General features: G+C 48.7%; 23 protein-coding genes. 10 read left to right on the forward strand and 13 right to left on the reverse strand.

The genetic code is table 11. The features are described from left to right. Entirely contained in the window at positions 1-627 is a 627-nt protein-coding gene (locus ACSVDI_RS10520; protein ID WP_457942759.1) for a Crp/Fnr family transcriptional regulator, read from the reverse strand. A 176-nt stretch (positions 628-803) separates the two neighbouring features. Here ACSVDI_RS10520 and ACSVDI_RS10525 point away from each other — a divergent pair, with 176 nt between their 5' ends. Further along, positions 804-1508 (forward strand): ATP-binding protein, encoded by a 705-nt coding sequence (locus ACSVDI_RS10525; RefSeq protein ID WP_457942761.1) that lies wholly within the window; start codon positions 804-806, stop codon positions 1506-1508. 137 nt (positions 1509-1645) lie between these two features. On the opposite strand, the gene ACSVDI_RS10530 is transcribed toward ACSVDI_RS10525, so the two are convergent. Then, positions 1646-1831 (reverse strand): CooT family nickel-binding protein, encoded by a 186-nt coding sequence (locus tag ACSVDI_RS10530; protein ID WP_457945637.1) that lies wholly within the window; start codon positions 1829-1831, stop codon positions 1646-1648. Next, complete coding sequence (locus ACSVDI_RS10535) at positions 1831-2250, reverse strand: DUF3842 family protein (protein ID WP_457942763.1); 420 nt, start codon at positions 2248-2250, stop codon at positions 1831-1833. The genes ACSVDI_RS10530 and ACSVDI_RS10535 overlap by 1 nt, the downstream gene beginning before the upstream one ends. Positions 2251-2599: 349 nt before the next feature. Between ACSVDI_RS10535 and ACSVDI_RS10540 the strand changes: the two genes are divergently transcribed. After that, positions 2600-2782 (forward strand): hypothetical protein, encoded by a 183-nt coding sequence (locus tag ACSVDI_RS10540; protein ID WP_457942765.1) that lies wholly within the window; start codon positions 2600-2602, stop codon positions 2780-2782. A 130-nt stretch (positions 2783-2912) separates the two neighbouring features. Here the strand turns inward: ACSVDI_RS10540 and tnpA are convergent, their stop codons facing one another. The 4 genes from tnpA to ACSVDI_RS10560 all read right to left on the reverse strand — a co-directional run bounded on the left by tnpA (position 2913) and on the right by ACSVDI_RS10560 (position 6390). Further along, on the reverse strand, positions 2913-3377 hold the full coding sequence (tnpA, locus tag ACSVDI_RS10545; protein ID WP_457942767.1) for an IS200/IS605 family transposase: 465 nt from the start codon (positions 3375-3377) through the stop codon (positions 2913-2915). Between the two features lie 158 nt (positions 3378-3535). Then, positions 3536-4435: a tocopherol cyclase family protein gene (locus ACSVDI_RS10550; protein WP_457942768.1), complete on the reverse strand. Its 900-nt coding sequence runs from the start codon at positions 4433-4435 to the stop codon at positions 3536-3538. Next, positions 4428-5765 (reverse strand): FAD-dependent oxidoreductase, encoded by a 1338-nt coding sequence (locus tag ACSVDI_RS10555; protein WP_457942770.1) that lies wholly within the window; start codon positions 5763-5765, stop codon positions 4428-4430. The genes ACSVDI_RS10550 and ACSVDI_RS10555 overlap by 8 nt, the downstream gene beginning before the upstream one ends. A gap of 88 nt (positions 5766-5853) precedes the next feature. Continuing rightward, positions 5854-6390 (reverse strand): N-acetyltransferase family protein, encoded by a 537-nt coding sequence (locus tag ACSVDI_RS10560; RefSeq protein WP_457942772.1) that lies wholly within the window; start codon positions 6388-6390, stop codon positions 5854-5856. A gap of 526 nt (positions 6391-6916) precedes the next feature. Between ACSVDI_RS10560 and pulA the strand changes: the two genes are divergently transcribed. From pulA to ACSVDI_RS10580, 4 genes are all read left to right on the forward strand, one after another. Next, complete coding sequence (pulA, locus tag ACSVDI_RS10565; protein WP_457942774.1) at positions 6917-8908, forward strand: type I pullulanase; 1992 nt, start codon at positions 6917-6919, stop codon at positions 8906-8908. A 268-nt stretch (positions 8909-9176) separates the two neighbouring features. Then, entirely contained in the window at positions 9177-10481 is a 1305-nt protein-coding gene (locus ACSVDI_RS10570) for an extracellular solute-binding protein (RefSeq protein WP_457942775.1), read from the forward strand. Positions 10482-10850: 369 nt separating this feature from the next. Next, complete coding sequence (locus tag ACSVDI_RS10575; protein WP_457942777.1) at positions 10851-12044, forward strand: carbohydrate ABC transporter permease; 1194 nt, start codon at positions 10851-10853, stop codon at positions 12042-12044. After that, positions 12041-12895: a sugar ABC transporter permease gene (locus ACSVDI_RS10580; RefSeq protein WP_457942779.1), complete on the forward strand. Its 855-nt coding sequence runs from the start codon at positions 12041-12043 to the stop codon at positions 12893-12895. The genes ACSVDI_RS10575 and ACSVDI_RS10580 overlap by 4 nt, the downstream gene beginning before the upstream one ends. 524 nt (positions 12896-13419) lie before the next feature. Here the strand turns inward: ACSVDI_RS10580 and malQ are convergent. From malQ to ACSVDI_RS10600, 4 genes are all read right to left on the reverse strand, one after another. Continuing rightward, positions 13420-14961 carry a 4-alpha-glucanotransferase gene (malQ, locus tag ACSVDI_RS10585; protein WP_457942781.1) on the reverse strand — a complete coding sequence of 514 codons (1542 nt, stop codon included), beginning with the start codon at positions 14959-14961 and terminating at the stop codon, positions 13420-13422. A gap of 28 nt (positions 14962-14989) precedes the next feature. Beyond that, positions 14990-17419 carry a glycogen/starch/alpha-glucan phosphorylase gene (locus ACSVDI_RS10590; RefSeq protein WP_457942783.1) on the reverse strand — a complete coding sequence of 810 codons (2430 nt, stop codon included), beginning with the start codon at positions 17417-17419 and terminating at the stop codon, positions 14990-14992. 232 nt (positions 17420-17651) lie between these two features. Beyond that, a complete protein-coding gene (locus tag ACSVDI_RS10595; RefSeq protein WP_457942785.1) occupies positions 17652-18659 on the reverse strand; it encodes a LacI family DNA-binding transcriptional regulator in 1008 nt (335 codons plus the stop codon). A gap of 264 nt (positions 18660-18923) precedes the next feature. Further along, a complete protein-coding gene (locus tag ACSVDI_RS10600; protein WP_457942787.1) occupies positions 18924-19889 on the reverse strand; it encodes a type I phosphomannose isomerase catalytic subunit in 966 nt (321 codons plus the stop codon). A gap of 231 nt (positions 19890-20120) precedes the next feature. Between ACSVDI_RS10600 and ACSVDI_RS10605 the strand changes: the two genes are divergently transcribed. The 4 genes from ACSVDI_RS10605 to ACSVDI_RS10620 all read left to right on the forward strand — a co-directional run bounded on the left by ACSVDI_RS10605 (position 20121) and on the right by ACSVDI_RS10620 (position 23120). After that, positions 20121-20987, forward strand: coding sequence for an amino acid ABC transporter substrate-binding protein (locus tag ACSVDI_RS10605; RefSeq protein ID WP_457942789.1), 867 nt, complete (start codon positions 20121-20123; stop codon positions 20985-20987). 127 nt (positions 20988-21114) lie between these two features. Next, on the forward strand, positions 21115-21756 hold the full coding sequence (locus ACSVDI_RS10610; RefSeq protein ID WP_457942790.1) for an amino acid ABC transporter permease: 642 nt from the start codon (positions 21115-21117) through the stop codon (positions 21754-21756). 10 nt (positions 21757-21766) lie between these two features. Further along, on the forward strand, positions 21767-22540 hold the full coding sequence (locus tag ACSVDI_RS10615; RefSeq protein WP_457942792.1) for an amino acid ABC transporter ATP-binding protein: 774 nt from the start codon (positions 21767-21769) through the stop codon (positions 22538-22540). Positions 22541-22616: 76 nt separating this feature from the next. Next, the gene (locus tag ACSVDI_RS10620) at positions 22617-23120 is read left to right on the forward strand and encodes an HD family phosphohydrolase (RefSeq protein ID WP_457942794.1); all 504 of its coding nucleotides are present in this window, start codon (positions 22617-22619) and stop codon (positions 23118-23120) included. Positions 23121-23260: 140 nt separating this feature from the next. Here the strand turns inward: ACSVDI_RS10620 and ACSVDI_RS10625 are convergent, their stop codons facing one another. Further along, positions 23261-23935, reverse strand: a complete 675-nt coding sequence (locus ACSVDI_RS10625; RefSeq protein WP_457942796.1) for an HD domain-containing protein — start codon at positions 23933-23935, stop codon at positions 23261-23263. A 27-nt stretch (positions 23936-23962) separates the two neighbouring features. Then, positions 23963-25345: a Sapep family Mn(2+)-dependent dipeptidase gene (locus tag ACSVDI_RS10630; protein WP_457942798.1), complete on the reverse strand. Its 1383-nt coding sequence runs from the start codon at positions 25343-25345 to the stop codon at positions 23963-23965. Between the last annotated feature and the right edge of the window lie 212 nt (positions 25346-25557).

The following is a 25557-nucleotide window of genomic DNA, read 5'->3' on the forward strand; positions in this document are numbered from 1 at the left end:
TTATTCCACATAATTTATTAAAACGGTTAAATTAACAAGATGAAACGTATTGCCTGAAAAGGTTAAAATTCCCTCGTCCCTCATACGGCCTAGCTCCCTTGACATGGAGGGGCGGGACACGTTCAAAAAATCGGCAAGCTCATTCCGGTTATACGGCAGGGTAAAGGTCGTGTTTCCGGTTTTTTTGTAGTATTCATAGAGAAAAGTGCAGAGCTTTCCGCGCATGCTTTTAATCACCAGAAAATCGATTTTCCGGTTTAAAAAAAGGGCCTTATCCGCTACAACATGAACCAGATTTTCCGTCAGGGTGCTATGCCATGGGCAGACATTCCGGCATGGATTCAAAATTTTATGTGGCAGAATGTAAAGGACAGTACAGGCTTCCGCCGCAAAAATCGTGGCACGGGAAGACGGTTCCCCGGAAAGCGCGATGACTTCCCCGTAAATTCCTCCAGCCGGAATTTTACTGAGCACAATGCGTTCCCCGAGCGGCGTTTCCTTGGTGACGGCCACTGAACCCGAAAGAACCACACCAATTTCATGAATCGGGTCACCAGCCTGGGTCATCAGTTCCCCTTTCAAATAGCTTGCGGTTCGCGGCTGAAGGCAACCGAGCATTCGGATCATGTCTTTTTCCTGAACATTTCGGAAAAGGACGCACTTTTGAAGAACGGAAAGATATTGCTCAAAAATAGAACCCACCTCCGCAAAATGTAGCCACGGCTACAGATCAATCCAAAAAATTATACTATAATCGTATTAGAAAAACAAGATTGATGCAGAACAATAAAGGAGTTTTCCGAATGAAACGTAACATAGTAAGTATCGATTCTGAAAAATGCAACGGCTGCGGACTATGCATAAGCGCATGCCACGAAGGCGCGCTCCAGTTGATTAACGGAAAAGCTGTACTGACCAGCGACAGCTACTGCGACGGATTGGGCAACTGCCTGCCCGAATGCCCTACCGGTGCAATCAGCATTATTGAGCGGGAAGCGGACGAATACGACGAACAGGCTGTTCAGGCAAAAATGAAGGCGGAAAGTTTAAACGAAACGCATTTCAGCGGCTGCCCCGGAGCACGAATACGCACGATGAACCGCGCACCCCAGGCGGCTCAACCCGCGGCCTCAACTGCCGTTCAATCCGAACTGCGGCAGTGGCCCTGCCAAATTAAGCTGGTCGCGCCGAATGCGCCATATTTTGCAGGGGCGCATCTGGCAATCTGTGCGGACTGCACCGCTTACGCGTATCCGAATATTCATCAGTTCATGCGCAATAAAATCACGCTCATCGGATGCCCGAAGCTGGACGACGTGGATTACAGCGAAAAGCTTACCGCCATCTTAAAATGGAATGACATTCAGAGTATTACCATTATAAGAATGGAGGTACCGTGCTGCGGCGGCATTGTTCACGCGGTAAAAACCGCACTGCAGAACAGCGGAAAAATGATTCCGTGGCACGTGATTACCATTTCAACCGACGGACAGATTCTGGAATCCTAAGTGCAAACTCTGTGTGTCCAGCACGCCGTGGGAAGTGGGAAGGGCCGACACTCCGGCTAACGGCCACAGAGATTTTTAAAAAGGGCAAAAAGGGTGCTGCAAAATGATGAAAAATTCATTTTGCAGCACCCTCTTTTTCATTCCAGAATAATCCGGTGGTCGACCAGATGCATTTCTTTAATGCGGGCCTTTACAGTCTTGCGTTCCCCATAAATATTTTCCATATATATTTTTTCTTCCTGAGGAATGACTTTGTCAACCGCGTCCATCAGAAGTTTTTCTTCACCATCCGCATCCATCAGATAAACATTCGCTTCGCACATCATCCTTCACCTCGAATCAATCCTTTAATATAGGCCGCCGCGTGCCGTACATGATGAGGAAGCGGCTCGCTGTTCACTCCCACAACGTATATTCCGCAGCGGTTCAGAGGAATCAGCACTTTCTTTGCGGGGCTGTCCGCAACGGCGCGCGCCATGGCGGGCGTAAGCTCACCCAGCATGGAATTTGCCGCAACAATGGCGACGCTGCCCACAATCACATCTACCTTCGGGGCATTTACTGCAATGGCATTTTCCCCCGTGGCACCTTCGTTTGCCCCCGCCTTGAGCATCAGCGAGGTGGCAAGGGCATTCGTGCCAAGCGCGAGAATTTCAATATCGTCCCCCAATTCTTCCCTCAGGTTTTCAATCAGTGCTTTTCCAATTCCTCCACCCTGTCCGTCCACGACAGCAATCCGCATTCCACCACATTCCTCTCCACTATTTGCCGCAAAAACAGCATTCCGTAAGGTCAAAGCTGCTAAAAGCTGATTTGGCTATTATACTATTGTCCAATTATCCAAAACTGATTTCTCTATTATACTATCTATCTATAAAAGCCGACTGCCTTCCCAGAAATTGAATCCGCCAATGGCGGGAAAGCGCTGTGCGCCGCACAGTAATTTTCGAATGTCCAATCAGCCGCAGCTGATTGGACTATTATACCATATTCTTCTTTTAAATTCCACGAAGGAACGTTTTTCGGCAAAAATACTTTATCAAAATGTATAATTTGCAGCCTCGGTACGAAACTAAAAACGAGGTGATTGTATGGAAGAACTCCCACTTGGATTCGGCATGGCGCTGGCAATGAATCCAAAAGCCATGGAGCGCTTCAGCGCACTGCCAAAAGAAGAACAGCAAAAGCTGATTGAGCACACCCATCAAATTCAATCCCGCAGCGAAATGCATAATTATGTGCAAAGCATTGCAGACCAATCGGCGCAGGGATAAATTACCCTGACCGGTATATGTAAAATAGTTACCCCCCGGCAAAGCCGGGGGTTCTTCATATGCGGGCAAAGCCCTGTTTTTCTGGCGGCGCCTCAAGGCGCTGGTACGGTCTGCCAATTGCAAAAGCTTGTTACTTGCTACCCGTAAACGGGTCGACGTACTCCTTTAGCGTCATCTGGTCTTCAATCTGGTCTTCTGCCAGTTGATTTTTGATATACTCGGCTATTGCTTTGTCATTCTTTCCTGCCGTGTCTACAAAATATCCCCTGCACCAGAATGTACGATTTCCATATTTGTATTTCAAATTTGCATGCCTCTCAAAAATTATCAAGGTGCTTTTCCCTTTGAGAAACCCTACGAATCCGGATACGCTCATCTTCGGTGGTATCTTTACCAACATGTGTATATGGTCGGGGCAAACCTCTGCCTCTACAATTTCCACCTGTTTCCAGTTACACAGTTCTCTTAATATTTTCCCTATCTCAACCCGCATATTTCCATATGCTACTTTTCTACGGTACTTGGGAGCAAACACTATGTGGTATTTGCAATTCCAGCTCGTATGGTTTAAACTATCTATGTCATTCGTCTTCATGTCGAATGTTCCTCCTTTTGATATGTCTTGTTGCAGTTGGCAGACCGCAGCTTTATTATATCAAAAGGAGGCTTTTTACTATACTCATCGCTAAAGCTTTTTTGGAACTCCCGGCATAGCCGGGAGTTTTCGTATTACAATAAAGGGGATGGAGCAAATTATCCTTTTGCCCCATCCCCTTCTGCATACTCAAAACTGGCTTCGTCCCTTGTTAAGTCAAACAAAAGCCTGCCGTTGCAATAAAAGCGAAAACGAACTTGGCAGGAGGCACTTTCCCGAATAACGCGGTTCATGTTCCCACACTGCGGCGCTTTCAGTATATTCTGTCCGTGTGACTTCAACACTTCCGTCTCCAGAAGAAGCCCGCGCTGGCGAATTAAAAATCCGGTTCTGTCCCACCGAAGAATCCGCACACCCAGGTAGGTGGCCAGACGGTATTCTTTTCCACCGCAGTAAATAAGGGCAATACAGCCCGGAAAGACAAAACCGCAAAACGGGATTTCTGCAATGGAAACCATAACGCTGAGGGAAGGCTCTTGCATGCTGACGTACTGCACCCATAGGTAGCGTTTGGGAAAAGAGGTTCCCCAGTCTTTTTCCATGTAGCCCGCACCACCTGTAAAGTCAACGGTTTGTCCGTTCAGTTCAAGGGTTCCGCGCAGCGTGTGTTTCATACTGAGAACGCCGTGATTACACTCCAGAAAGGGAAAAAGACGAAACGGCCCCATCACATCATAAGCAGGCGGTGTCAGGTTCCCGTAGTACAGCACTCCGCGGCATTGAAGGCCGGAGGTGTTAAAATCCACCCGAATGCCGCGTTCGCTGAACACCTGGCCGCCCACACGCACCGCAAACCCGCGCGGCTGCACGTGGAAATTCGCAGTGGAAAACGGAACATACCACGAAGACTGTTCCGTAATAACCTGAACAAAAGCGGATTTTTCCCCGTCTTCCCTGGAATGAACCCCGGGTATGAAAGCAACCGTATGTCCGTCCTTCTGGTGCTTTAAATACCAGCCCTCAAAATAAGAGCGGTTTTTCTCCGCCCTGTTACCCATTTTTCAGTCCCTTTGTGGCCGGATCGTTAATCAGTTTTCCGTCGCCTGTAAAGCGCGAACCGTGGCAGGGGCAGTCCCAGGTTTCTTCATCCGGATTCCACTGCAGCCTGCAGCCAAGATGAGCGCACCGCCTGCCGGGGGCGGACAGTGCACCGCTCGTAAGGCCCACAATGGAATGACCCAAATCGGAAATCAGGTTTTTCATGGAGGCAGATGCATTGAACCGGCGGGGAGAAAAAACGTCGGCGCAATCGTTTTTTTTCCCTAAAATCTGATCCGATAGAATCATAGCCGAAACCATGGAGCTTGTCATACCCCACTTTTTAAACCCGGTGGCAACATAAATATTCGGCATAGAGGGAGAATACGAACCAATATAAGGAACTTCATCCCAGGAAACGCAATCTTGGGCGGACCAATGATAAGCCTCCCGGCTTTGGGGATAGAACGAGCGTGCGGCATGACGAAGCTGCTCGTAGCAGCTGGTTTCCGGATGCTTTCCGGTTCGATGCCCCGCTCCGCCTAATAGGAGATAATCGCCGTAATCACGAAACGAGTAACCTGCCGAATCCTCATCAATATACATTCCGTCCAACCGAGCAGCATTTTCCAGCGCAAGCACATAGGAGCGCTCCTGATGCATTCTTGCAAAATACCAGCCCGGAACATTGATGATTGGGAAATGGGTGGTTACCACAATATGATCCGCAGTTACGCGGCCATGATCGGTAATCACCTGATTGTTCCGAATTTCCCGCACCATGGTATGCTCATAAATTTCGAGATTCTCGGCAATATATTTTAAAAATTTTAATGGATGAAACTGCGCCTGATTGCGGAACCGAACCGCCGCTTTGATGGGAAACGGAAGGTCGTCGGCCTGCGTGGTATAGTCTGCCTCAATTCCAAGTCTGCCAGCCGCCGTCACTTCTGCTTCAATTTTGGCGGGGTCCCGCAGGGTGTACACATAGGCTGGCTTGTTTTCCAGTTCGCAATCGATATGATGTTCCTGGATTATATCGCGATAGGCCTGAAGGGCGCGCTGATTTGCCAAGGCATACTGTTCCGCCAGCTCCAGACCAAATTTCTGAATCAGGGAATCATAAAATAAATCGTGCTGAGAGGTAATCTTCCCCGTTGTATTTTTCGTTACGCCGCTCGCTGTAACCGAACCTTCCAAAACCACTACGCGGACACCCTGCTGGTTCAGCAGATAAGCGGTCAACAAGCCGGCCATTCCGGCTCCTACCACAACGGTATCGACCACAAGGTCGTTTTTGAAGCTTTCTCTCGGCTTAAATGAACAAGTATCACTCCAAATTGATTTCATTCCGGCATCCCTCCGCCCTTAGGATTGCGGATTTTGAAGAAATTATACTTTTACCGGATTTTGATTCACGTTTGTCCAGCTTGTCCTGTTAAGAAATTTTCTCTACCAAAGCCTCGACTGAGGCATCGTACGTGCCGTTCAGCGGGCTTCTCCGTTCCATCAGCACGGTATTCCGCCAGATTCCGGATTTGTCCCGCGCAATTTTTTCGCGGTATCCAACCTCCCGGAAGCCGCATTTTTTATGTAGGGCAATGCTCGCCGCATTATGTTGCAAAATCCCGGATTGAAGAAGCCAAATTCCTTGTTTTTCAGACTCTTCAATCATTGCATTCAGCAGAATGGTTCCATAGCCATGCCCCTGAAATTCCGGATGAAGATAAATGCTGATTTCGGCCACACCCGCATAAACCGCCCGGCTAGAGTACGGGCTGAGCGCCGCCCACCCGATGACTTTTTCGCCCCATACCGCCACAAGCCGACATTCTTTTTTGTGGGATTGATCCCATACCTCATAAGAAGGACATTCTGTCTGAAAGGTCGCAACGCCAGAATCAATGCCAAACTGATAAATCTGTGCCACCTCGTCCCAGTCTGAAGCTATCATTTGCCGAATTGTCAGGCTCATGCCGTTATCCTCTTTTCCTTTTCGAATCACAGGGGGTTGGGAAAATACCGTTTCATTTCATTGTCTTTTTCCGGGGCACAATTTTTTGATTTCTAAATTATAGCATGGCAAAACAGAAAGTCAATATTGTGATTTATGAAATTTCGACATGAAAGAACATCCCCATTCTGCGGCGGCTTGCCAGAAAAACCAACCCGTTTCCAAACCAACCATTAGCGGCCAGGCCGCTCCACATATTAAAACTCTCCGATTATTCCACCGCCATCTACAGATTCATTTTGCTCCTGTCCAGCTGAATATTTCTCGATATTTTGCATTATATTTTTCGAAATTTATAACTGTATTTTGCTTCTAATTACAATTTATAAGAAATAAATATGGTGATTTTATCTTTTAATTGTAAAAATCAGAAGAAATATTCCGGTAAAAGTCGATAGAATCATATTGTTGACAGGGCCTATAACGCGTACTAAAATGATACCATGTTTCGAAAATACTTAATATAACAATGAAAGGAAATGGTTGGGTGAACGATTTAAATTTTCATAACATTAAAAATGTTTCAAATGACCCCGTCAAGCTGTCGGCCATATACCATTCACCGGATTTTGAAAAAAACTATTACTACCCGGAAGAACTTGGAGCGATTTATTCCCCCGACGCCACAACATTCCGCGTATGGGCGCCACTTGCGGATTTCGTATCGCTTTGTCTGTACGAACAGGGTTCCGGCGGAAAACTTCTTCAGAAACAGGCCTTGCATCCGGCAGACCACGGCGTATGGGAACGGACAATCACCGGTGACTTGGACGGTGTTTACTATACCTATGAAATCTCGAATTTCGGTGTTTCCACCGAAACGGCCGACCCTTACGCGAAGGCCGCAGGAGTCAACGGCAGACGCAGCATGGTAGTAGATCTTTCAAAGACCAATCCCCCAAGATGGGAAAATGATACGTTCCAGAGGCCCGAACATCCAACCGACGCCATTGTATGGGAAATTCATGTCGGCGATTTTTCTAATGACCCAAGCTGCGGTGTGCGCAAGGAGTGGTGCGGGAAATATCTGGCATTTACGGAACCGAACACTACGCTTCCGGACGGCAGAACGCCAACCTGTGTGAATTACCTAAAGAAACTCGGCGTCACTCATGTTCAGCTCATGCCGGTATACGATTACGGAAGCATCGACGAAACGCAGGCGGGCAAGGCTTTTAACTGGGGATATGACCCCTTGAATTATAATGTTCCGGAGGGTTCCTATTCGACCGACCCCTTCCACGGTCAGGCACGCATTCTGGAACTAAAAAAGATGGTCGCCGCACTGCATCAGGCCGGCATCGGGGTGGTCATGGACGTAGTGTACAACCATACCTTTGAAGGCCCCGGCTCCTGGTTTCACCGTACGGTTCCCTATTATTACCACCGAACGACTTCAGAAGGAAAATTTGCAGACGGTTCCGCCTGTGGAAACGAAGTTGCAAGCGAACGCTGCATGTGCCGAAAATACATCATTGATTCTGTACGGTACTGGGCGAAAGAGTATCATATCGACGGATTTCGGTTCGACCTGATGGGCCTAATCGATGTGGAAACAATGAACCGCATCCGCGCCGAACTGGATAAACTGCCTGACGGCAGAAAGATTTTGTTGTACGGTGAGCCTTGGTACGCTTCCACGCCGGCAATGCCCGCGGGAAATTTTCCCGCCGACAAAGAACATTTGTCACTGCTGAATCCGCGGATCGGCGTGTTCTGCGACAATACCCGTGACGCGATTAAGGGCGATGTCTTTTTCCGGCACAAAAAGGGCTTTGTTCAGGAAAACCTGAAATTCGAAAACGACGTAAAAGCGTCCCTTCAGGGATGGACCAGGAATGACTTCGCCAAACCTCTCGCGATGGCGCCCACCCAAATAGTTTCATATGTTTCGGCCCATGACAATTTGACGCTTTGGGATAAATTAATCGCTTCCACCAAGCGGGGAAGGATTTATACCGCGTATGATGAGGAAATGGTCCGTCTGAACAAACTTTGCGCCGTGTTGTATTTGATGGCGCAGGGAATGCCATTCCTTCAGGCGGGCGAAGAATTTGCCCGCACAAAACGCGGAATGGATAACAGCTATCGCGCATCCGCCGCCAGAAATCGGCTGGACTGGAAACGGACGCTTGAATTTTCGGATCTTCTGGACTATTACCGTGGTTTAATCGAAATCCGTTTTGCTTTTCCAATGCTTCGTGATTCTTCCGTACATACGGCAGGCAAAATGAAGTTTGTAGATTCGGTTCCCGGAACGGTGGCATTTACCCTGCGTGATGGGAAAGAACTCCTTTTCGTATGTGTAAACGTTCTCTCAGAGCCTGCTGAAATTCAGTTGGATTCCGATTTGCCAAAGGATTGGATTATTATTGCCGATGGCTCCAAAGCAGGGATTGTTCCGTTGGGAAAATTGCATGGAAACAAATTTTTGCTTTCCCGTAAATCCGCTCTCATTCTGAAAGCAGAGGTTGTATAAAATCAACTGAATTTTCGTAACTAAAAACGTTTATTTCGTATATCGTTCGAAAAAATCCAACATAAATCGGGTTAAATTGAATATTTAAAATAATGTAGATAAAAATTGTGAGAATATTATCCAATATATTTGTAAAAATATTATAAAACTTATTGACATTAACTGACCTCAATGCTATACTTGGTAACGCACTTAATGCGAAAATATTCGAAAAACACTTCAGCGTTATTCGAATATTAAATTTGTATTTTTTAGGAGGCAGTTATTCATGAGAGAAAAAGCGTGGAAAAGAGTTTCTGCAGGTTTTTTGGCAGCAGTACTTGCTGTTGGCGTAACGGCCTGCAGCGGCGGCAGCAATGCAACATCCGCTGCATCGGCAACAACACCACAGGCCTCTGAGGCGGCTTCGAGTACGTCTGCTTCTTCGGATTTGGGCGAAACAGGCGCCAAAATAACCCTTTGGGGCTCCGGCGACGATCAGAAGATGCTGAAAGAAATGGCGGCTGCTTTTGAGAAACTGCATGCAGACAAAAACTATAAGGTTACCGTCAATGTGCAGGATGAAGACAAGGCACAGGCAGCCATTCTGAAAGATATTGATGCTGCAGCCGATGTTTTTGACGTACCGCATGACCAGCTTGGTGCATTGGTGGAAGCAAACGCCTGCTATCCGAACACCGTATTTGCCGAAGAAGTGAAGGCAAACGATGATGCAAATGCCGTACAGGCTTCTACATATAAAGATACCCTTTATGGTTACCCGCGTTCCGTTCAGTCCATCTTCCTGTTCTATAACAAGAGCGTCCTGAGTCAGGACGATGTTAAGACGATGGAAGGCATGCTGAAAAAGGCGAAAGCGGCCGGCAAACAAGTCGGCTGGGATATGGGCAACAACTACAATACCGCTCCTTTCTATTTTGCAAACGGCGTTAAGTTGTTCGGCGACAAAGGTCTGGATGTGAACGGAAGCACGTTCAACAGCCCCGAAGCACTTGCAGTAGCCAAATACATCTCCACCCTGAAAAGCCAGGGCCTGAAGAATATCAACGACGGCGATGTTGTAAAACTGCTGAAAGACGGTTCCGTCGTTGCACAGGCAACTGGTTCCTGGAAAGCACAGGAGTATAAGAAAGCCCTCGGCGACAATTACGCGGTTGCCAAACTGCCTACCATTAACATTGATGGTACTGACAAGCAGATCGTTTCTTTCGCGGGCTATACCCTTTACCTGGTCAACGCTCACACCAAATATCCGCAGGCCTCTATGCAGCTCGCCGAATACCTGACAAATGAAGAAAATCAGATTAAGGCTTTCAAAGACAGAGGCGTTATCCCGGCCAATTTGAAAGCACAAAGTGACTCTTCTGTAACCAGCGATGAAACCGTTGCCGCTCAGCTGGAACAGGCAAAGACCTCCATTCCCATGCCTTCCCTTACCCAGATGGCCAACTTCTGGTCGGACTCCAGCATGGCTTACACGAAAGATATTTTTGAAGGCAAAATTAAAGAAGCCGAAATGCAGACCAAACTGAACGCCTGGAATGACTTGCTCAAATCCAGTGTAAAGAAATAATTTTGTACTAGAATTTTACAACTCAATAATTTCTGATTCTTGCAGCTAAGTTCGTATTAGGTAACCGTTAATAAGTCAATAGACAGCAATTCAAAGCCGCAAATATTCTGACCTGAGCGGCTTTCGAATTGCTGTTCTTAGCGGTTACTTAAGGATACTTAGCTGCAAACACTATGAAACGCTGGGGTGATAATTTTGGAGATAGCTGACAAGGCAATAAAAGAGCAAAATAGTCAAGCGCCTTCCATGCTTACTTTTAAATCGAAAGAAGCAGGGTCGTATTTTATTATGGGATTTGCAAATCTTGTAAATCACCAAATCATAAAGGGGCTTCTTTTTCTGGCTGTTGAAGTTGGATACATCGTTTTCATGGCACTAAAGGGAGTCAGCCTGATTCAGGGGCTTTATACGCTCGGCACGAAAAAAGAGGGCTGGGTAACACAGCCGGGGCAGCTGCTTCCGGTTTTGCAAAAGGGCGACAACTCCATGCTGTTTTTGATTTACGGTGTTGCGGCCTTAGTCATAACCGGATTATTCATTGTAATGTACTTTGTAAACCTATCCTCAGCCAGAAAACTGGTATCCGACCGCGCACAGGGAAGACGTCCCAATCATTTTAAGCAGGATATCAAAGCATTAGCGGATGAGAAGTTCCACGGAACCATGCTGACGCTTCCGGTTCTGGGAATCTTGTTTTTTACCGTTTTGCCAATTATCTTCATGATTCTGATTGCGTTTACCAATTACGACAGTCACCATCAGGTGCCGGGCAATCTGTTCCATTGGGTGGGGCTGAGCAACTTTACCGACATGCTGGGTGGAAACGCGGTTCTGTCGGGCACCTTCTTCCATGTACTGGGTTGGACTTTGGTCTGGGCATTCTTTGCAACATTTTCGAACTATTTTCTGGGGATTATTGTTGCACTGATGATCAATAAAAAGGAAATCCGCTTTAAATCCATGTGGCGTTCCATTTTGGTCACAACCATTGCCATTCCTCAGTTTATTTCCCTGCTTGTCATGCAGAACATGTTTAATCAGTTTGGTCCCATTAATGAACTTTTGGTTGCTCTGGGCTTTGACAGAGTCGATTTCTTAGTCAACAATGCCACCAATGCAAGGATTGTGGTTTTGGTGGTCAATCTGTGGATCGGCATTCCATACACAATGCTGATTACTTCCGGCATTCTGATGAATATTCCAAACGAATTGTATGAATCCGCGAAAATTGACGGAGCCTCTGCCATTCAAGCCTTTTTCAAAATCACGCTGCCATATGTTTTATTTGTTACAGCACCTTATTTGATTACTCAGTTTATCGGCAACCTAAACAACTTTAACGTAATTTACCTTCTGACCGGCGGTGCGCCGTCCACCACAGATTATTTCCAGGCGGGCAAAACAGACCTATTAGTTACGTGGCTGTATAAACTAACCGTGAATAACTACGAATACAATCTCGCGTCCACCATCGGCATTTTCTCCTTTATTATTTGTGCCATCGTGTCGCTGCTGACGTACCATAATACCGCTTCCTATAAGAGGGAGGGAGATTTCCAATGAAACATTCGGGAATGAAGACAAGAAAAATATTAAGCACTTCGCTGATTTACCTGATTTTAATCATTATATCGGTCCTTTGGCTGATTCCGGTTCTGTGGGTTGTACTCACTTCTTTCCGCCAGGAACCCGGCGCTTTTACCTCTAATTTCATTCCGGAGCACTGGACCTTGGACAATTACAAAAATCTATGGACCAATACGGTATATCCATTTAAAGACTGGTATATTAACACCTTTTGGGTCGCGTGCTGCACATGCGCCATCAGCACATTTTTCACGCTTTCCGTGGCTTACGTGCTTTCAAGACTACGCTTTGCTTTTCGCAAGCCGTATTTGAATGTTTCCCTGATTCTCGGAATGTTCCCCGGCTTTATGTCGATGATTGCCGTTTATTTCATTTTAAAAGCGGTGGGCCTAACGCAAAATCTTTGGGCTTTGGTCATTCAGTATTCCGCAGGAGCAGGACTTGGCTTTTACATAGCAAAAGGATTTTTCGACACCATTCCCCGTTCGCTGGATGAAGCCGCCAAAATTGACGGCGCCACGAACGCGCAGGTTTTCTTCCATATTATCATGCCAAATTCCGGCCCGATTGTTGTTTATACCGCTTTAATGGCATTCATATCGCCATGGAACGATTTCATTTTCGCAAATATTATCATGGGTGATAACTACAACAAATGGACCGTTGCCATCGGCTTATATCAGATGATACAGAAAAACAACATCTACAACAACTTCACTCAGTTCAACGCCGGGTGTGTTTGTATTGGAGTTCCCATCATGATTCTGTTCTTCATCCTGCAAAGGTTCTATGTGGCAGGAATCACCGGCGGCGCAGTAAAGGGGTAACAACCCCGAAAATGGCCATCTGTTTCTGAACCGTCCATAAAGGAATCAACGGACCAAGTCACAGGCAAAGATAAATCCCCCTTTATACAAGCTGGCACCGACGTCGAGCGGTGCCAGCTTAATTTTATTGCTTTCGATTTTCTAGGGCCGCACCTTAAACGTAGATTGCAGTTTGATTTTTTCGGAGCAAGACAAGGAAACCGGCCTTCCTACTATTTAGTTGGAAGCAGCCATAGTGCTTACAAAGGCTGCCCGCAAATGCACCTGCAGACCGTACCGTACAACGGAATGTCTTTTATTCCTTCCCTAATATAATAGAGGGTGCCGCAAAATGAATTTACATTCATTTTGCGGCACCCTCTAGTTAATCTATGGAAATAATCCCATGATGAAGCGCTTTAACGGACTCTCTCCCCATCAAGGGAAAAGAGGAGAAACCTCACAGATTGAAAGACGATTGGCAGTACGTACTTTCCTATGCACACAGTTTAGGTTTCCTGCGGCACCGCTTCAGCGGCAGAAGTTTATTTGCGCTTCTTGGGTTTTTCCCGTTTAACACGTCCGTATAATTCCGTAAGGTCCCGAATTTCAGCAGCAAGCCAGGGAGTAAGGTCTTCCTTCCGGACACGCCAGCGCCAGTTCCCGCCAACTGTACCCGGCGTGTTCATGCGCGCCTCGGCTCCAAGGTGCAGGTAATCCTGCAGCGGGATGATGCAGGTGTTGGCCACACTTGCCTGAGCCGCCCGAATCATGGCACCTGTAAAATCATCTTCCGGACCTATGCCAAGGTATTTGCGGGCAAACGCAACGTCTTCTTTTGGGGCAGTTTGCTGCCAGTCCTCGGTCGTGGTGTTATCATGTGTACCGGTGTAAACCACACAGTTCCGAATATAATTGTGCGGCAGATAATCGCTTTCTTCCCTTGAATCAAAGGCAAACTGAAGCACTTTCATCCCCGGAAAACCGCTTTCCGCCAAAAGCTCCCGCACATCGTCCGTCAAAAAACCTAAATCCTCTGCGATGACCGAAAGATGCGGCAGCTTTTCCTTCAGCGCATGCACAAAATCAATACCCGGTCCTTTGCGCCATGTGCCGTGTACCGCGTTTTTGCTTCCTGCCGGAACGCTGTAATAGCCTGCAAACCCGCGGAAATGGTCAATGCGCACTACGTCGTAAACCTTTGCAGCGCTGGAAAGGCGACGTATCCACCAACGGAATCCGGTGGACGCATGTTTTTCCCACGCATACAATGGATTTCCCCAAAGCTGCCCATCCGCTGTAAAGGAGTCCGGCGGGCAACCGGCAACATCCGTGGGCCTGCGGTTCTTGTCAACCTGAAAAAGCTCGCTGTGTGCCCACAAATCGGACGAATCGGGCGATACATAAATCGGCAGGTCGCCAATGATATAAATTTCCTGTTTATGTGCGTAGGTTTTTAAAGCGCTCCATTGTGAAAAGAATAGATACTGCGTAACCTTCCAGAAGCGGATTTCCTTTTCCAGCCGCACCCGAGCGGCTCGCAATGCAGCAGGTTTGCGAAGGCGAAGCTCATCCGGCCACTCCTGAAACGAAACCATATCGTTTTCTTCTTTTAGCGCCATAAAAAGCGCATAATCTTCCAGCCAGCCGGCATTGGATCTTTGGAATGCATGAAAACCCGGCTCCTCCTCCGGAAACCGGTCGGCCGCCATGCGAAGCATACGAAAGCGGTTGTCAAACAACGCCTTATAGTCAACCTGCTCCGGATCGTCACCGAATTGAAATTCCCTGAGCTCCTCTTCCTTTAAAAGCCCCTGCTCGACCAGCAGTTCCGGGTCAATAAAGTAAGGATTTGCCGCAAATGCAGAAAAACTTTGGTATGGACTGTCGCCGCATCCGGTTGGCCCAATCGGCAGAATCTGCCAGTATTTTTGACCGGTATCTTTCAGAAAATCGATAAACTGAAACGCTTCTTTCCCCAAACTCCCTATTCCGTATGGGGAAGGAAGACTGCTCACAGGCAGCAGGATTCCGCTTGCGCGACCCGTTAATTCTTTTTTGTCGGATTGTTTTTTAGAGCGTCGCATTCGTCTAATCCTTTCCATATACCGAGATTCACGGCCTTATCTTCCAGATATTCTGAGCATATTCCTCCACGCTGCGGTCACTCGAAAAGCATCCTGCGTTTGCAATGTTCAAAAAACCTTTGCGTGCAAAATCGAGGCTGTTTCGGTAATCCCGGTTCGCGTTTAGGCGAGCATTCTGATAAGATTCAAAATCATACAGCAAGAAATATTGGTCCGGCCGGTGCCAGCTTGCTCCCACCAAGATGGAATCATAAAGCTCCTTGAATACGCCGGTGCCGTCATCATTCAGCGTTCCGTTTATCAAAGCGTCCAGTGCGCGGCGCACACGCGCGTTGGACCGGTAAATTTTGTTCGGGTCATATTCGTTGCGGATGGAGTCCAGTTCCTCCACTCGGGCGCCGAAGATGTAGTTGTTCTCGAATCCGGATTTTTGCACAATTTCCACATTGGCACCGTCATAGGTGCCAAGCGTCGGCGCACCGTTCAACATAAATTTCATATTCCCGGTGCCGGAAGCCTCCGTTCCCGCGGTGGAAATCTGCTCGGAAAGATCAGCAGCGCAGACCAACTTTTCTGCGTAGGAAACGTCGTAATTCTGCACGAAAATGACGCGCAGATAGTTCCTGACCACCGGGTCGGAATCCACCAAACGTGCAATTTCATTAATCAGTTTAATAATTCCCTTAGCGCGAATGTAGCCGGGTGCAGCTTTCGCTCCAAACAGAAACGCCGTCGGGGTAAAGTCTTTAATTTTCCCCTCTTTAATCTCATAATAAAAGTCCAGAATGGAGAGCGCATTCAAAAACTGGCGTTTGTATTCGTGCAGCCGCTTCGCCTGAATATCAAAAATGAAATCAGGTGGCACCTGCAGGCCGTCTCGCCGTGCGATATATTCGGAAAGCTGCTGCTTTTTCTGCTTCTTAATCGCAATAAATTCATCCAGAACTCCCTGATCTCCAGCGTACGGTATCAGCTTTTCCAGTTCGAACAGGTTTGTCACCCACGCCTGCGAGCCTAACAGACGGGTAATCAGTGCGGAAAGCTCCGGGTTACACAAAGCCAACCAGCGGCGCTGGGTAATTCCGTTCGTAACATTGTGAAAGCGTTCGGGGTAAAGCTCATACCATTCCTTCAGTACGCTGTGCTTCAGGATTTCCGTGTGCAGCTTTGCCACACCATTGACCGCGTCGGAAGCGTAAACGGCAAGGTTTGCCATGTGAATGGTTCTCTTTTCCTTGCAGGGTGTGACTTGGGGTTTGCCTGATTTCGGTTTTTGACGCTCCATCTTTTTCGTTACAATGGCGCAGGCTTCCAAATTTTCCGCAAACTTGCCGCCAAGCGCGGTGAATTCCTTTTTTTGACGTTCCGCAATTTGATCAATAATTTCGCAGATTTCCGGCAAAATGGAAGCATACAGCTCCTCATCCCACTTTTCCAACGCTTCCGCCATAACGGTGTGATTGGTGTAGCGGAAAATCTTTCGCGCAATTCCAAAGGCCGTTTCAAAATCGACGCCGTGCTCTTCCAGCAGGCGGATTAGTTCGCAGACTGCCACCGTGGGGTGCGTATCGTTCAGCTGCACCACACTGAGTTCTGCAAGCCTTGTGAAATCGTTTCCGTATTTTGCAGTGTAAGTACGTAGCATATCCTGCATCGAGGCGCTGCAAAAGAAATACTGCTGCCGGATGCGCAGAATTTTACCCTCATCGGTCGAATCGTTCGGGTACAGCACACGAGAAATATCCTCTGCCCGATTTTGGCCCTCAACCGCCTCATCATAAAGCTGATCGTTGAACTTCTGAAAATCAAACGGTACCAGGGGTTCGCTTTGCCACAGGCGCACGGTATTGATATGTTTTCCGCCGTAGCCAATCACCGGCATATCGTAAGGAACAGCGCGGACGGTCTGGTCCGCATATTTTACGATAACCGCGTCACGGTCCCTGCGCACCGACCACGGATCACCATACCGCGTCCAATCATCCAATTGTTCCGACTGAAACCCGTTTTCGAATTTCTGGCGGAACAATCCGAAACGATAGCGAATTCCGTACCCTTGAACCGGCAGTCCCAGCGTTGCCGCCGAATCCATGTAACAGGCGGCCAGCCGGCCGAGTCCGCCATTTCCCAGTGCGGCATCCTCCACCTCTTCCATGGCGTTCAGGTCCGCACCTAGTTTCTGAAAGAGATTACGCACCTGCTCCGTCAGCCCTAAAGCAAGAAGATTGTTGTAGATTGCGCGGCCCATAAGGAATTCTGCAGACAGGTAATAAACCTGCCTTTTGCGCGCATATTCCTCCTGACTCTCGTTCCAAACCGGTACAATCCGCTCCATTAAGCATTCCGAAAGTGCCTCATGCAGTTCCTGTGGGGTGGCCGTTTCCGGCGTGCATCCAAATTTCAGCAAAATCGTCCGTTTCATTTCTGCGGTGAATTCGGGATTTAAAACATCTAACATAAAGTTGGCTCTCCCCTGCATCTTATTATTGAAAAAAGAATAGCATAAATTTTCGATAATATCAAGTCCCTGTTTCGATGTTATCGAAACAGGGACTTGACCAACGGGGTAAGAACACAATCGGCAAAAACGCGGAAAACCGCTTTGCAACAGTGTTTTCAGTTTAAAACAGGGTACACCATGTGTGTGAAAAAATATCCGACCATTCTCACTTTTAAAATCAGCATCCTGACTAATTGTGCGGGGCGGCGTTTTTCGGCTTTCCGGTCGATTCCCGCACGACCAGTTCCGGAATTAGAAGCAGGCGGTTGATGCAGTTGCCCTGCATAATCTGTTCCATCAGCAGGCAGGCGTTTCTGCCGATTGCCAGCCGGTCCTGACGCACGGTGGTAAGCGGGGGCGTCGCGTAAGCCGCAATAGGAAGATCGTCAAAGCCGACTACACTGATATCGTCCGGCGCACGGAGGTTCATGCGGTAAAGTTCCCGCAGAACGCTGTGCGCAATCATATCGCTCGCACAGACAATCGCCGTCGCACCCGCATCCACAAAACGGCCCACAAACTTTTCCGCGCAATCCGCATTGTAATCTCCGTGGCCGATCAACTCTTCCCGGATCGGCAGCCCGAAATACTCCATTCCTAGCCGAAAACCGTTCAGGCGTTCACTAGAAACACGGCTTTGCGGTTCGCCGTTCAGCATGGCGATTGAGGTGTGCCCAAGCTCTGCCAGATGCCGCACCGCGCGGAAAATCCCCTGTTGATTGTCCACCCCAAGGCAGGCCACATTTTTATTGTAAATCACATTGTCCAGCAGAACGGTTGGCACCGTCGTTTTTTCCAGCTGACGGAGAAAATCATCGTGAAGCACAAACCCAAGCAAAAAGCCAGCGGAATAATGATTCGCGTGCATATATTCCTCATACTGAATACTGTTTTCCTGGTTCAACGCCATGGGAACAATAGAAACGTCCCACTGTTTGGCGGCTGCAGCAAGCTTAAATCCCACAATAATATCGTAACCAAACTGCTCAATTTGTTCGTAGCCCATATTTTCAATAAATACGCAGATCTTCGTAGGTTCCGCTGTGCGCGCCTGCCGGGATGCATACCCCATTTTCAGCGCGGTGTCCAGCACCAGCCGCCGTGTCTCGTCGCTGACATCGCTTGCCCCGTTCAGGCCCTTGGAAACCGTGCTGACGGATAGATTCAGTTTTTTCGCTATATCTCGAATCGTAGTCATGCTGTTTACACCTGCATTTTATAAATTTTCGAATTTTTCGATAATAATTTCTGTAATATTTTCATTGTATCATGCATAGTGTCACACGTCAATAAAGGAAAACGCAGCACCCCCGGCGGTCTGCTGATTCAGATATGCAGAAGGCACAAAAACAGTCCGTGCTGAAAAGCACGGACTGTTTTTTCGAACGATTATAAAGATTATACCGATGATTCTATGAACACGTTTCTGCCGTGCCTCCCCAAACACCTGAATTTTCCCGGCTTAAACGGAGGTCAGCAGGAATTCGGCGCTGCCCTGCAGCTGATATGTACCCATTCCTGCAGGAATGAAAATGCTGTCGCCCTTGGTAAATGCCATCGGTGGTTCTCCCTCCCACACAAGCTGTGCATCCCCGGAAAGGCACAAAATTGACTGAAAGCTAGAAGTATCTGCACAGCAGGAAATCGTTCCGGAAAGCTCCACACGGGAAACAGTAAAGTATTTGCACGAAGCAAGAAGCGTATAAGTAGCGTCCCCGTCCTTCTTCAGTTCGCCCTGCGGTTTGCAGGAACGCTGCGGCCGCTCCAGCTTGGTGACATCCATGGCTTTTTCCACATGGAGCGCACGCGGCTTCCCGTCCGCACCCACTCTTCCGTAATCGTAAATCCGGTAGGTTGTGTTTGAATTCTGCTGGATTTCCGCCACCAGAATTCCCGCACCAATGGCATGCAGCGTGCCCGAATCAATAAAGAACACATCGCCAGGGTGTACTTCCACCCGGTTCAGCACATCCGTCAGGGTATTGCTGCGAATTCGCTCGGCAAACTCTTCCTTGCTGATGGGCTTCTGAAACCCGTAATACAAAAAAGCGCCCGGTTCGCAGTCCACAATATACCACATTTCCGTTTTTCCGTATTCCCCTTCGTGCGTGAGGGCATACTCGTTGTTCGGGTGCACCTGTATGGAAAGGCGGTCGTTCGCGTCAATCAGCTTTACCAGAATCGGAAAATATTCGAACGAGTTGCAGTCGGTTCCCAACACCTGTTTTCCGGCCTGATCTATATATTCTTTCAGCGTCAGGCCATCATACTTTCCGCCGGTAATAACGGACAGCCCATCCTTATGGCAGGAAAGCATCCAGCTTTCCGCAATTTTTTCCTGATCGCTCTGTTGGTGATACTCGGTTCTTAATTTTGTGCCACCCCAAAGATAATCCTTGCACGGAGCTTTTAATTTTAAAGGTTCCAAAACACTCACTCCTTCGATAAATGTCAGGGAAACGGCACGCCGTTTGGTCATATTCCATCCCCTACGGAATAATGATACCCCATCGCATCTGGAACTTCAAGCATAAAGTCCTTTCCCCGACCTTCGTTTTAATTGTAGGAAATTACAAAATTCGAGCAGACTATTTACTTTAGCATGCTAATAAGGTAATATAGTGGTACAAATTGATTTTGAATTAAGAGAGGGTTTCCTATGAAAAAGATATTTTCCCTGCTGCTTGCCGCAGCGATTGCCGTATCCTGTTCCTCCTGCGGGTTGGTCGCAAGCGTTGGCAAAACCGCCAGTACCGGCACATCAGCCGCTTCCACCGCCGATGAATCCTGGGACAAAGTCCAAAAGGCCGGAAAGTTGGTACTTGGTCTGGACGACGCATTTCCTCCCATGGGCTTTGTGGATACCCAAACCGGAAAGCTCGTCGGCTTTGACCTTGACCTTGCCCAGGAAGCGTGCAAACGCCTGAACATTGAACTGGTAACGCAGCCCATTGACTGGGACAACAAATCCGCCGAACTGAACAACGGCAATATCGACTGCTTGTGGAACGGGTTCAGCAAAACGGCGGAACGGGAAAAAGAATTCAACCTAAGCATTCCTTACATGAAGAACAATCAGATTATTCTAATTAAAACCGACGCCTCCTACAAGGGGCTTGCTTCCCTGTCCGGAAAAACCATCGGCGTTCAAAGCGATTCCTCTGCGGAATCCGCGCTGAACGAAAACTCCTCCTTTAAAAGCACGCTGAAATCCGTGGTGCAGATTGACGATTACTCCAAGGCCGTACTGGAGCTGCAGAACGGAACCATCGACGCCATCGCAATCGATGAAGTAGTCGCGCGGTATTACCTGACGAACAACCCAGGCGCCTATAAAATTCTTTCGGATGACAATGGGAAAGACGCTTCCCTTGCCACGGAGGATTACGTCATCGGGTTCCGCAAGGCCGACAACGCCCTGAAAGAAAAAATTGAAGGCGCCATGAAGGATATGGCAAAAGACGGTACAATGACTTCCATTTCGAAAAAATGGTTTGGGGAAGATGTAACCACCGTTGTAAAATAAGCCGTAACAAAACCACAGCAGCGGGCGGCATGGGGCGGAAATTCGTGTCCCCATGCTCCCTGCTGCTTTTATACGTTTCACACACAGATAAAATCCATGATTAAATTATCAAGGAGGTTTCGGCCGTTTGAATTACCAGGTGCTTTTGCCGCAAATGCTGGAAGCTACGCTGATGTCGCTCCGCATCTTCTTTATAACGCTGATTTTTTCCCTGCCGCTCGGAATGCTGGTCGCCATGGGGCGGATGTCCCGACTGAAAATACTGAACCTTCCGATGCGTTTTTATATCCTTATTATGCGCGGAACGCCGCTCATGCTCCAGCTGCTGTTCCTCTTTTACGGAATGAAGCCGATCTTCGGCATTCAACTGGACCGTGTGCTTTCGGCGGAGGCGGCGTTCATCCTGAATTACGCCGCTTACTTCGCGGAAATTTTCCGCGGTGGAATTGAAAGCATTCCGCGCGGCCAGCATGAAGCCGCAAAAGTACTGGGATTTACGAAAAAGCAGACCTTTTTCCGCATCATCCTGCCGCAGGTTGTAAAGCGCATTCTTCCCCCGATGGGAAACGAATTCATTACCCTGGTCAAAGACACCTCGCTTGCCCAGGTTATTGGTGTGGTGGAGCTGCTGAAAGTCACCTCCAACTGGGTTTCCTCCTCGGTCAGCATGACGCCATTTGTGATTGCCGCGCTGTTCTACCTTGCCATGAACGCGGTCGTGACACGCTGCTTTACCGTGGCGGAAAACAAACTGAGCTATTACCGTTAGGAGGAGAACCATGCAGAATCCGCAGATTTTGACCGCCACAGACATTCGGAAAAGCTTTGACGGCACCCAGGTGCTGAAAGGAATTTCCATTCAGGTGACAAAAGGGCAGGTGCTTGCCATCATTGGGCCGTCCGGTTCGGGGAAAAGCACTTTCCTGCGCTGTGTCACCCAGTTGGAAACCGTGGATTCCGGAGAAATCTCCATCTGTGGGGAAACGCTGGTAAAAAACGATGCCGCCGGAAAAGCGGTTTACGCCAATAAGGCAGTTTGTGCAAAAATCGGGCTGCACATTGGCCTGGTATTTCAAAATTTCAACCTGTTCCCGCACCTATCGGTACTGCAGAACATTACAGAAGCACCCGTCCGGGTCCTGCATAAATCCAAAGAAGAAGCGGAAACAATCGCACGTGACCTGCTAAAGAAAATGGGGCTTTCCGAAAAAGCGGACGCTTACCCTTGCCAGCTTTCCGGCGGGCAGCAGCAGCGTGTTTCCATTGCGCGTGCGCTCGCCATGAACCCAGACGTTTTGTTCTTTGATGAACCGACCAGCGCGCTGGACCCGGAACTGACCGGAGAGATATTAAAGGTTATCCGCGGGCTGGCAGCGGAACACAGGACCATGGTGGTTGTAACGCATGAGATGAAGTTCGCCCGGGACGTTGCGGATTACGTGGTATTTATGGACAACGGGGTCATTGTGGAGCAGGGGCCGCCCGAAGAACTTTTCGACCATACGCAGAACGAACGTACCAAAGCCTTTTTGTCGCGTTTTAACGAAACCTGAACTGTACAGTCTGCTCTTGAAAATCGGGGGAAGATGGTTTATATTAGAACTATTAACCGCCGAAAGGAGAACAGATATGGCGTTGACCGCGCAGGAAGAAGCCTATTTTCAGGCCGTTGCAGGGGAGCTTTTGAAAAGTCCATCCGTACAGAAAATGACAAAATTTACACAACATGGCAGCATTTCCACCCTGGAGCACAGCGTATCGGTTGCGTATTACAGCTACCTTATCTGCAAGCGGCTGCACATCCGTGCCGATTACCGGAGCCTAATCCGCGGCGCGCTGTTGCACGATTTCTTTCTTTACGACTGGCACTGCGGAAACGGGAACGAGGGCCTGCACGCGTTCAGCCACCCGAAAACCGCCCTGCGCAACGCGGAACAGCAGTTTACTTTAAGCGAAAAAGAACGCGATATTATTGTAAAGCATATGTGGCCGCTGACCATCACGCTTCCCCGGTACCGGGAATCCGTGATTGTGAGCTGTTCGGATAAATTTTGTTCGGTGATTGAAACGCTCCGCCTTTATCCCAAATATATCCCCGGCAGCTCTGGCCGTTTCTCATATAAAAAACTATAACAAAAACAGCTTACTTCCGGCTGCAAGGCCGGGCGGTAAGCTGTTTTTTATTGTCCGCGCAAGACTACCTACACTGGCAGACAAATTTCCCGCATGAAACCAGACAGCAGAGCCGCCCGGGCATGGTTAACAAAACGCGTTTAAAGAAGCTTTGTTTCGTTGATAATCAGTTCAAACTGCAGGCCCAAAAATTCGGCCGCCTGCCGGCAGAGCACCATGCGCGTCATAAAGATTTCAAAATACTCCATAACGGGGCAAATCTGCGTGTCAATGGTAAGATCGAGCGTGACGGTTTTGCGCTCAGGGTCAATGCTCGTTTCCGCTCGTTCCACCGCATAGTTGACGCGGTCGTGAATATCCGCGCCAACCGTTTCCTTGTTGCGCACACGCGTGCGGCGGACGTCGCCCTTGTCGGAAAGTATCAGCGCAGCGGCAATGGGATTCACAGCGGCCGCCGTGCCTTCGTCGTGGTTTCCGATTGCCGCAACCACCAGCGCGACTTCTTCCGGCGGCATGTGGAGCCGGTTCAGAATTTGGAACGCCATTAGTGCTCCGCTCTGGGCGTGCGCCACCCGGTTCACCACATTGCCAATATCGTGCATATACCCGGCAATCGCGGCCAGTTCACAGGTGCGGTCGTCATAATTCAGGGCGCGAAGAATATAGCCGGCATAATTGGAAGAACGCTTCGCGTGGGCAAACCCGTGCTCTGTGAATCCGATTACGCCTAAATTATCATTTCCGTTCTGAATGTAGGCGTTAATCTCACGGTTTTTCAGAATGTCATCCAGAGTAACATGGCTGTACTGTTCCATAATCGCCTCTAAGAATGATATAAAGAATTAGTCCATAGTAGCCATACGGTACATGGCTTCCAAACAAATCTGCGCATGTTTCATGAACCAGTCGATGTCGATGTGTTCACCCACATCGTGCAGATGGCGGTCCGGTTCTTCCGGGAAGAACGGGCCGAACGCCACTGCCCTGCCATGAAATTCGCGCGCGTAGGTACCGCCGCCGGTGGAATACAGCTCTGCAGGTACGCCGGTAAACTCCTTATAAGAATCCTGCAGCAGCGAAATAAAGGGGCTGTCTGCCGGCAAAAAGAGCGGTTTTGTATGACCCAGAACCGTAACGCTCAGTCCGTTGTGCTCCGCGCATTCAGTGATGGTGCGGATAATCCCGTCGCCGTCGGAAAGCACGGGGTAGCGGATATCAATTCCTACGGAAGCGCCCTCACCGTTGATTTCCACCAAACCGAGGTTCAGGGTCAGCGGGCCGGATTCTTTGTCGCTCTGAGCAATGCCGAGGTTTTCTCCATGCAGCTGCGTTCCGATTTTATCCTTTAGGAAACAAAGGAAACCGCCAAGCTGTTCGGCAGAAAACACCGTGAAAAGCAGACGGATTAAATATGTGGCGGCATTTCGGCCTTCCTGCGGCTGCATGGCGTGGGAAGCCTTTCCAATGGAAGTAATCTGCACTCCGCCCGGCACTGTTTCAAACTGGAACTCACCCTCCAGCTTCTGCGCCGCCTGCTTTAACGCCGCAGCGTCTTCTTCGGAACAGGCAAGCACCGCTTTTGCTTTGGACGGCACGGCGTTGATGACGGTACCGGCGGTCAGTTCTCGAACGACCGCAGAATCATTAGCCGGTGCCGCAATGCGCAAACGCAGAATTCCTTTTTCGCGGTTGCAGATTCCATAATCGGAATCCGGCGTAAAGGCCATAACCGGAAGCGTTTCGGAAGAAAGGTACTGCTTAATATCGTCACTGCCGATTTCTTCCCCTGCACCGAAAATCACACGCATTTTGCGCTTTGGCGCAACGCCTGCGTCCTTCAGTGCCTTCAGGCAGTACAGCGCAACAATCGCGGCGCCTTTGTCGTCCGCCGTGCCGCGGCCATAGAACAAATTGCCCTTCTGCGTCAGCTGAAACGGATTCGTTTCCCAGCCTTCTCCCGCCGGAACAACGTCTACATGCGCAACCACAGCAGCCACTTCTGCGCCTTCTCCGTATTCCGCGTGGCCCGCGTATCCGTTCACATTCTTCGTGGCAAGCCCCATGCCATCTGCAATCGACAGAATCCGTTCCAGTGCGTCGGCGGCATGTTTTCCAAACGGCATACCCGGCTGTGCCTCTCCGTTTACGGAGGGAATCGCAATCAGCGTGGCCAAATCGCGTAAAATATCTTCTTTGTAATCCAGTATCTTGCTTCCAAAGCTCATTCGGATGCATCCTTTCAAATCATGGTAAAATAAATCATAAGATAGGTTTATTATAGCACGGATTTCTCTTATTACATACCGGGATTGGCGAAAAGATGGAAAAAACAGCGGAAAAGAAAGGTGAACCCCCTTAACGCGGTTCTGTGTGGAAAATAGTTACCCCCCGGCAAAGCCGGGGGTTCTTCATATGCGGGCAAAGCCCTGTTTTTCTG

The organism is Caproiciproducens sp. LBM24188 (assembly GCF_054130445.1).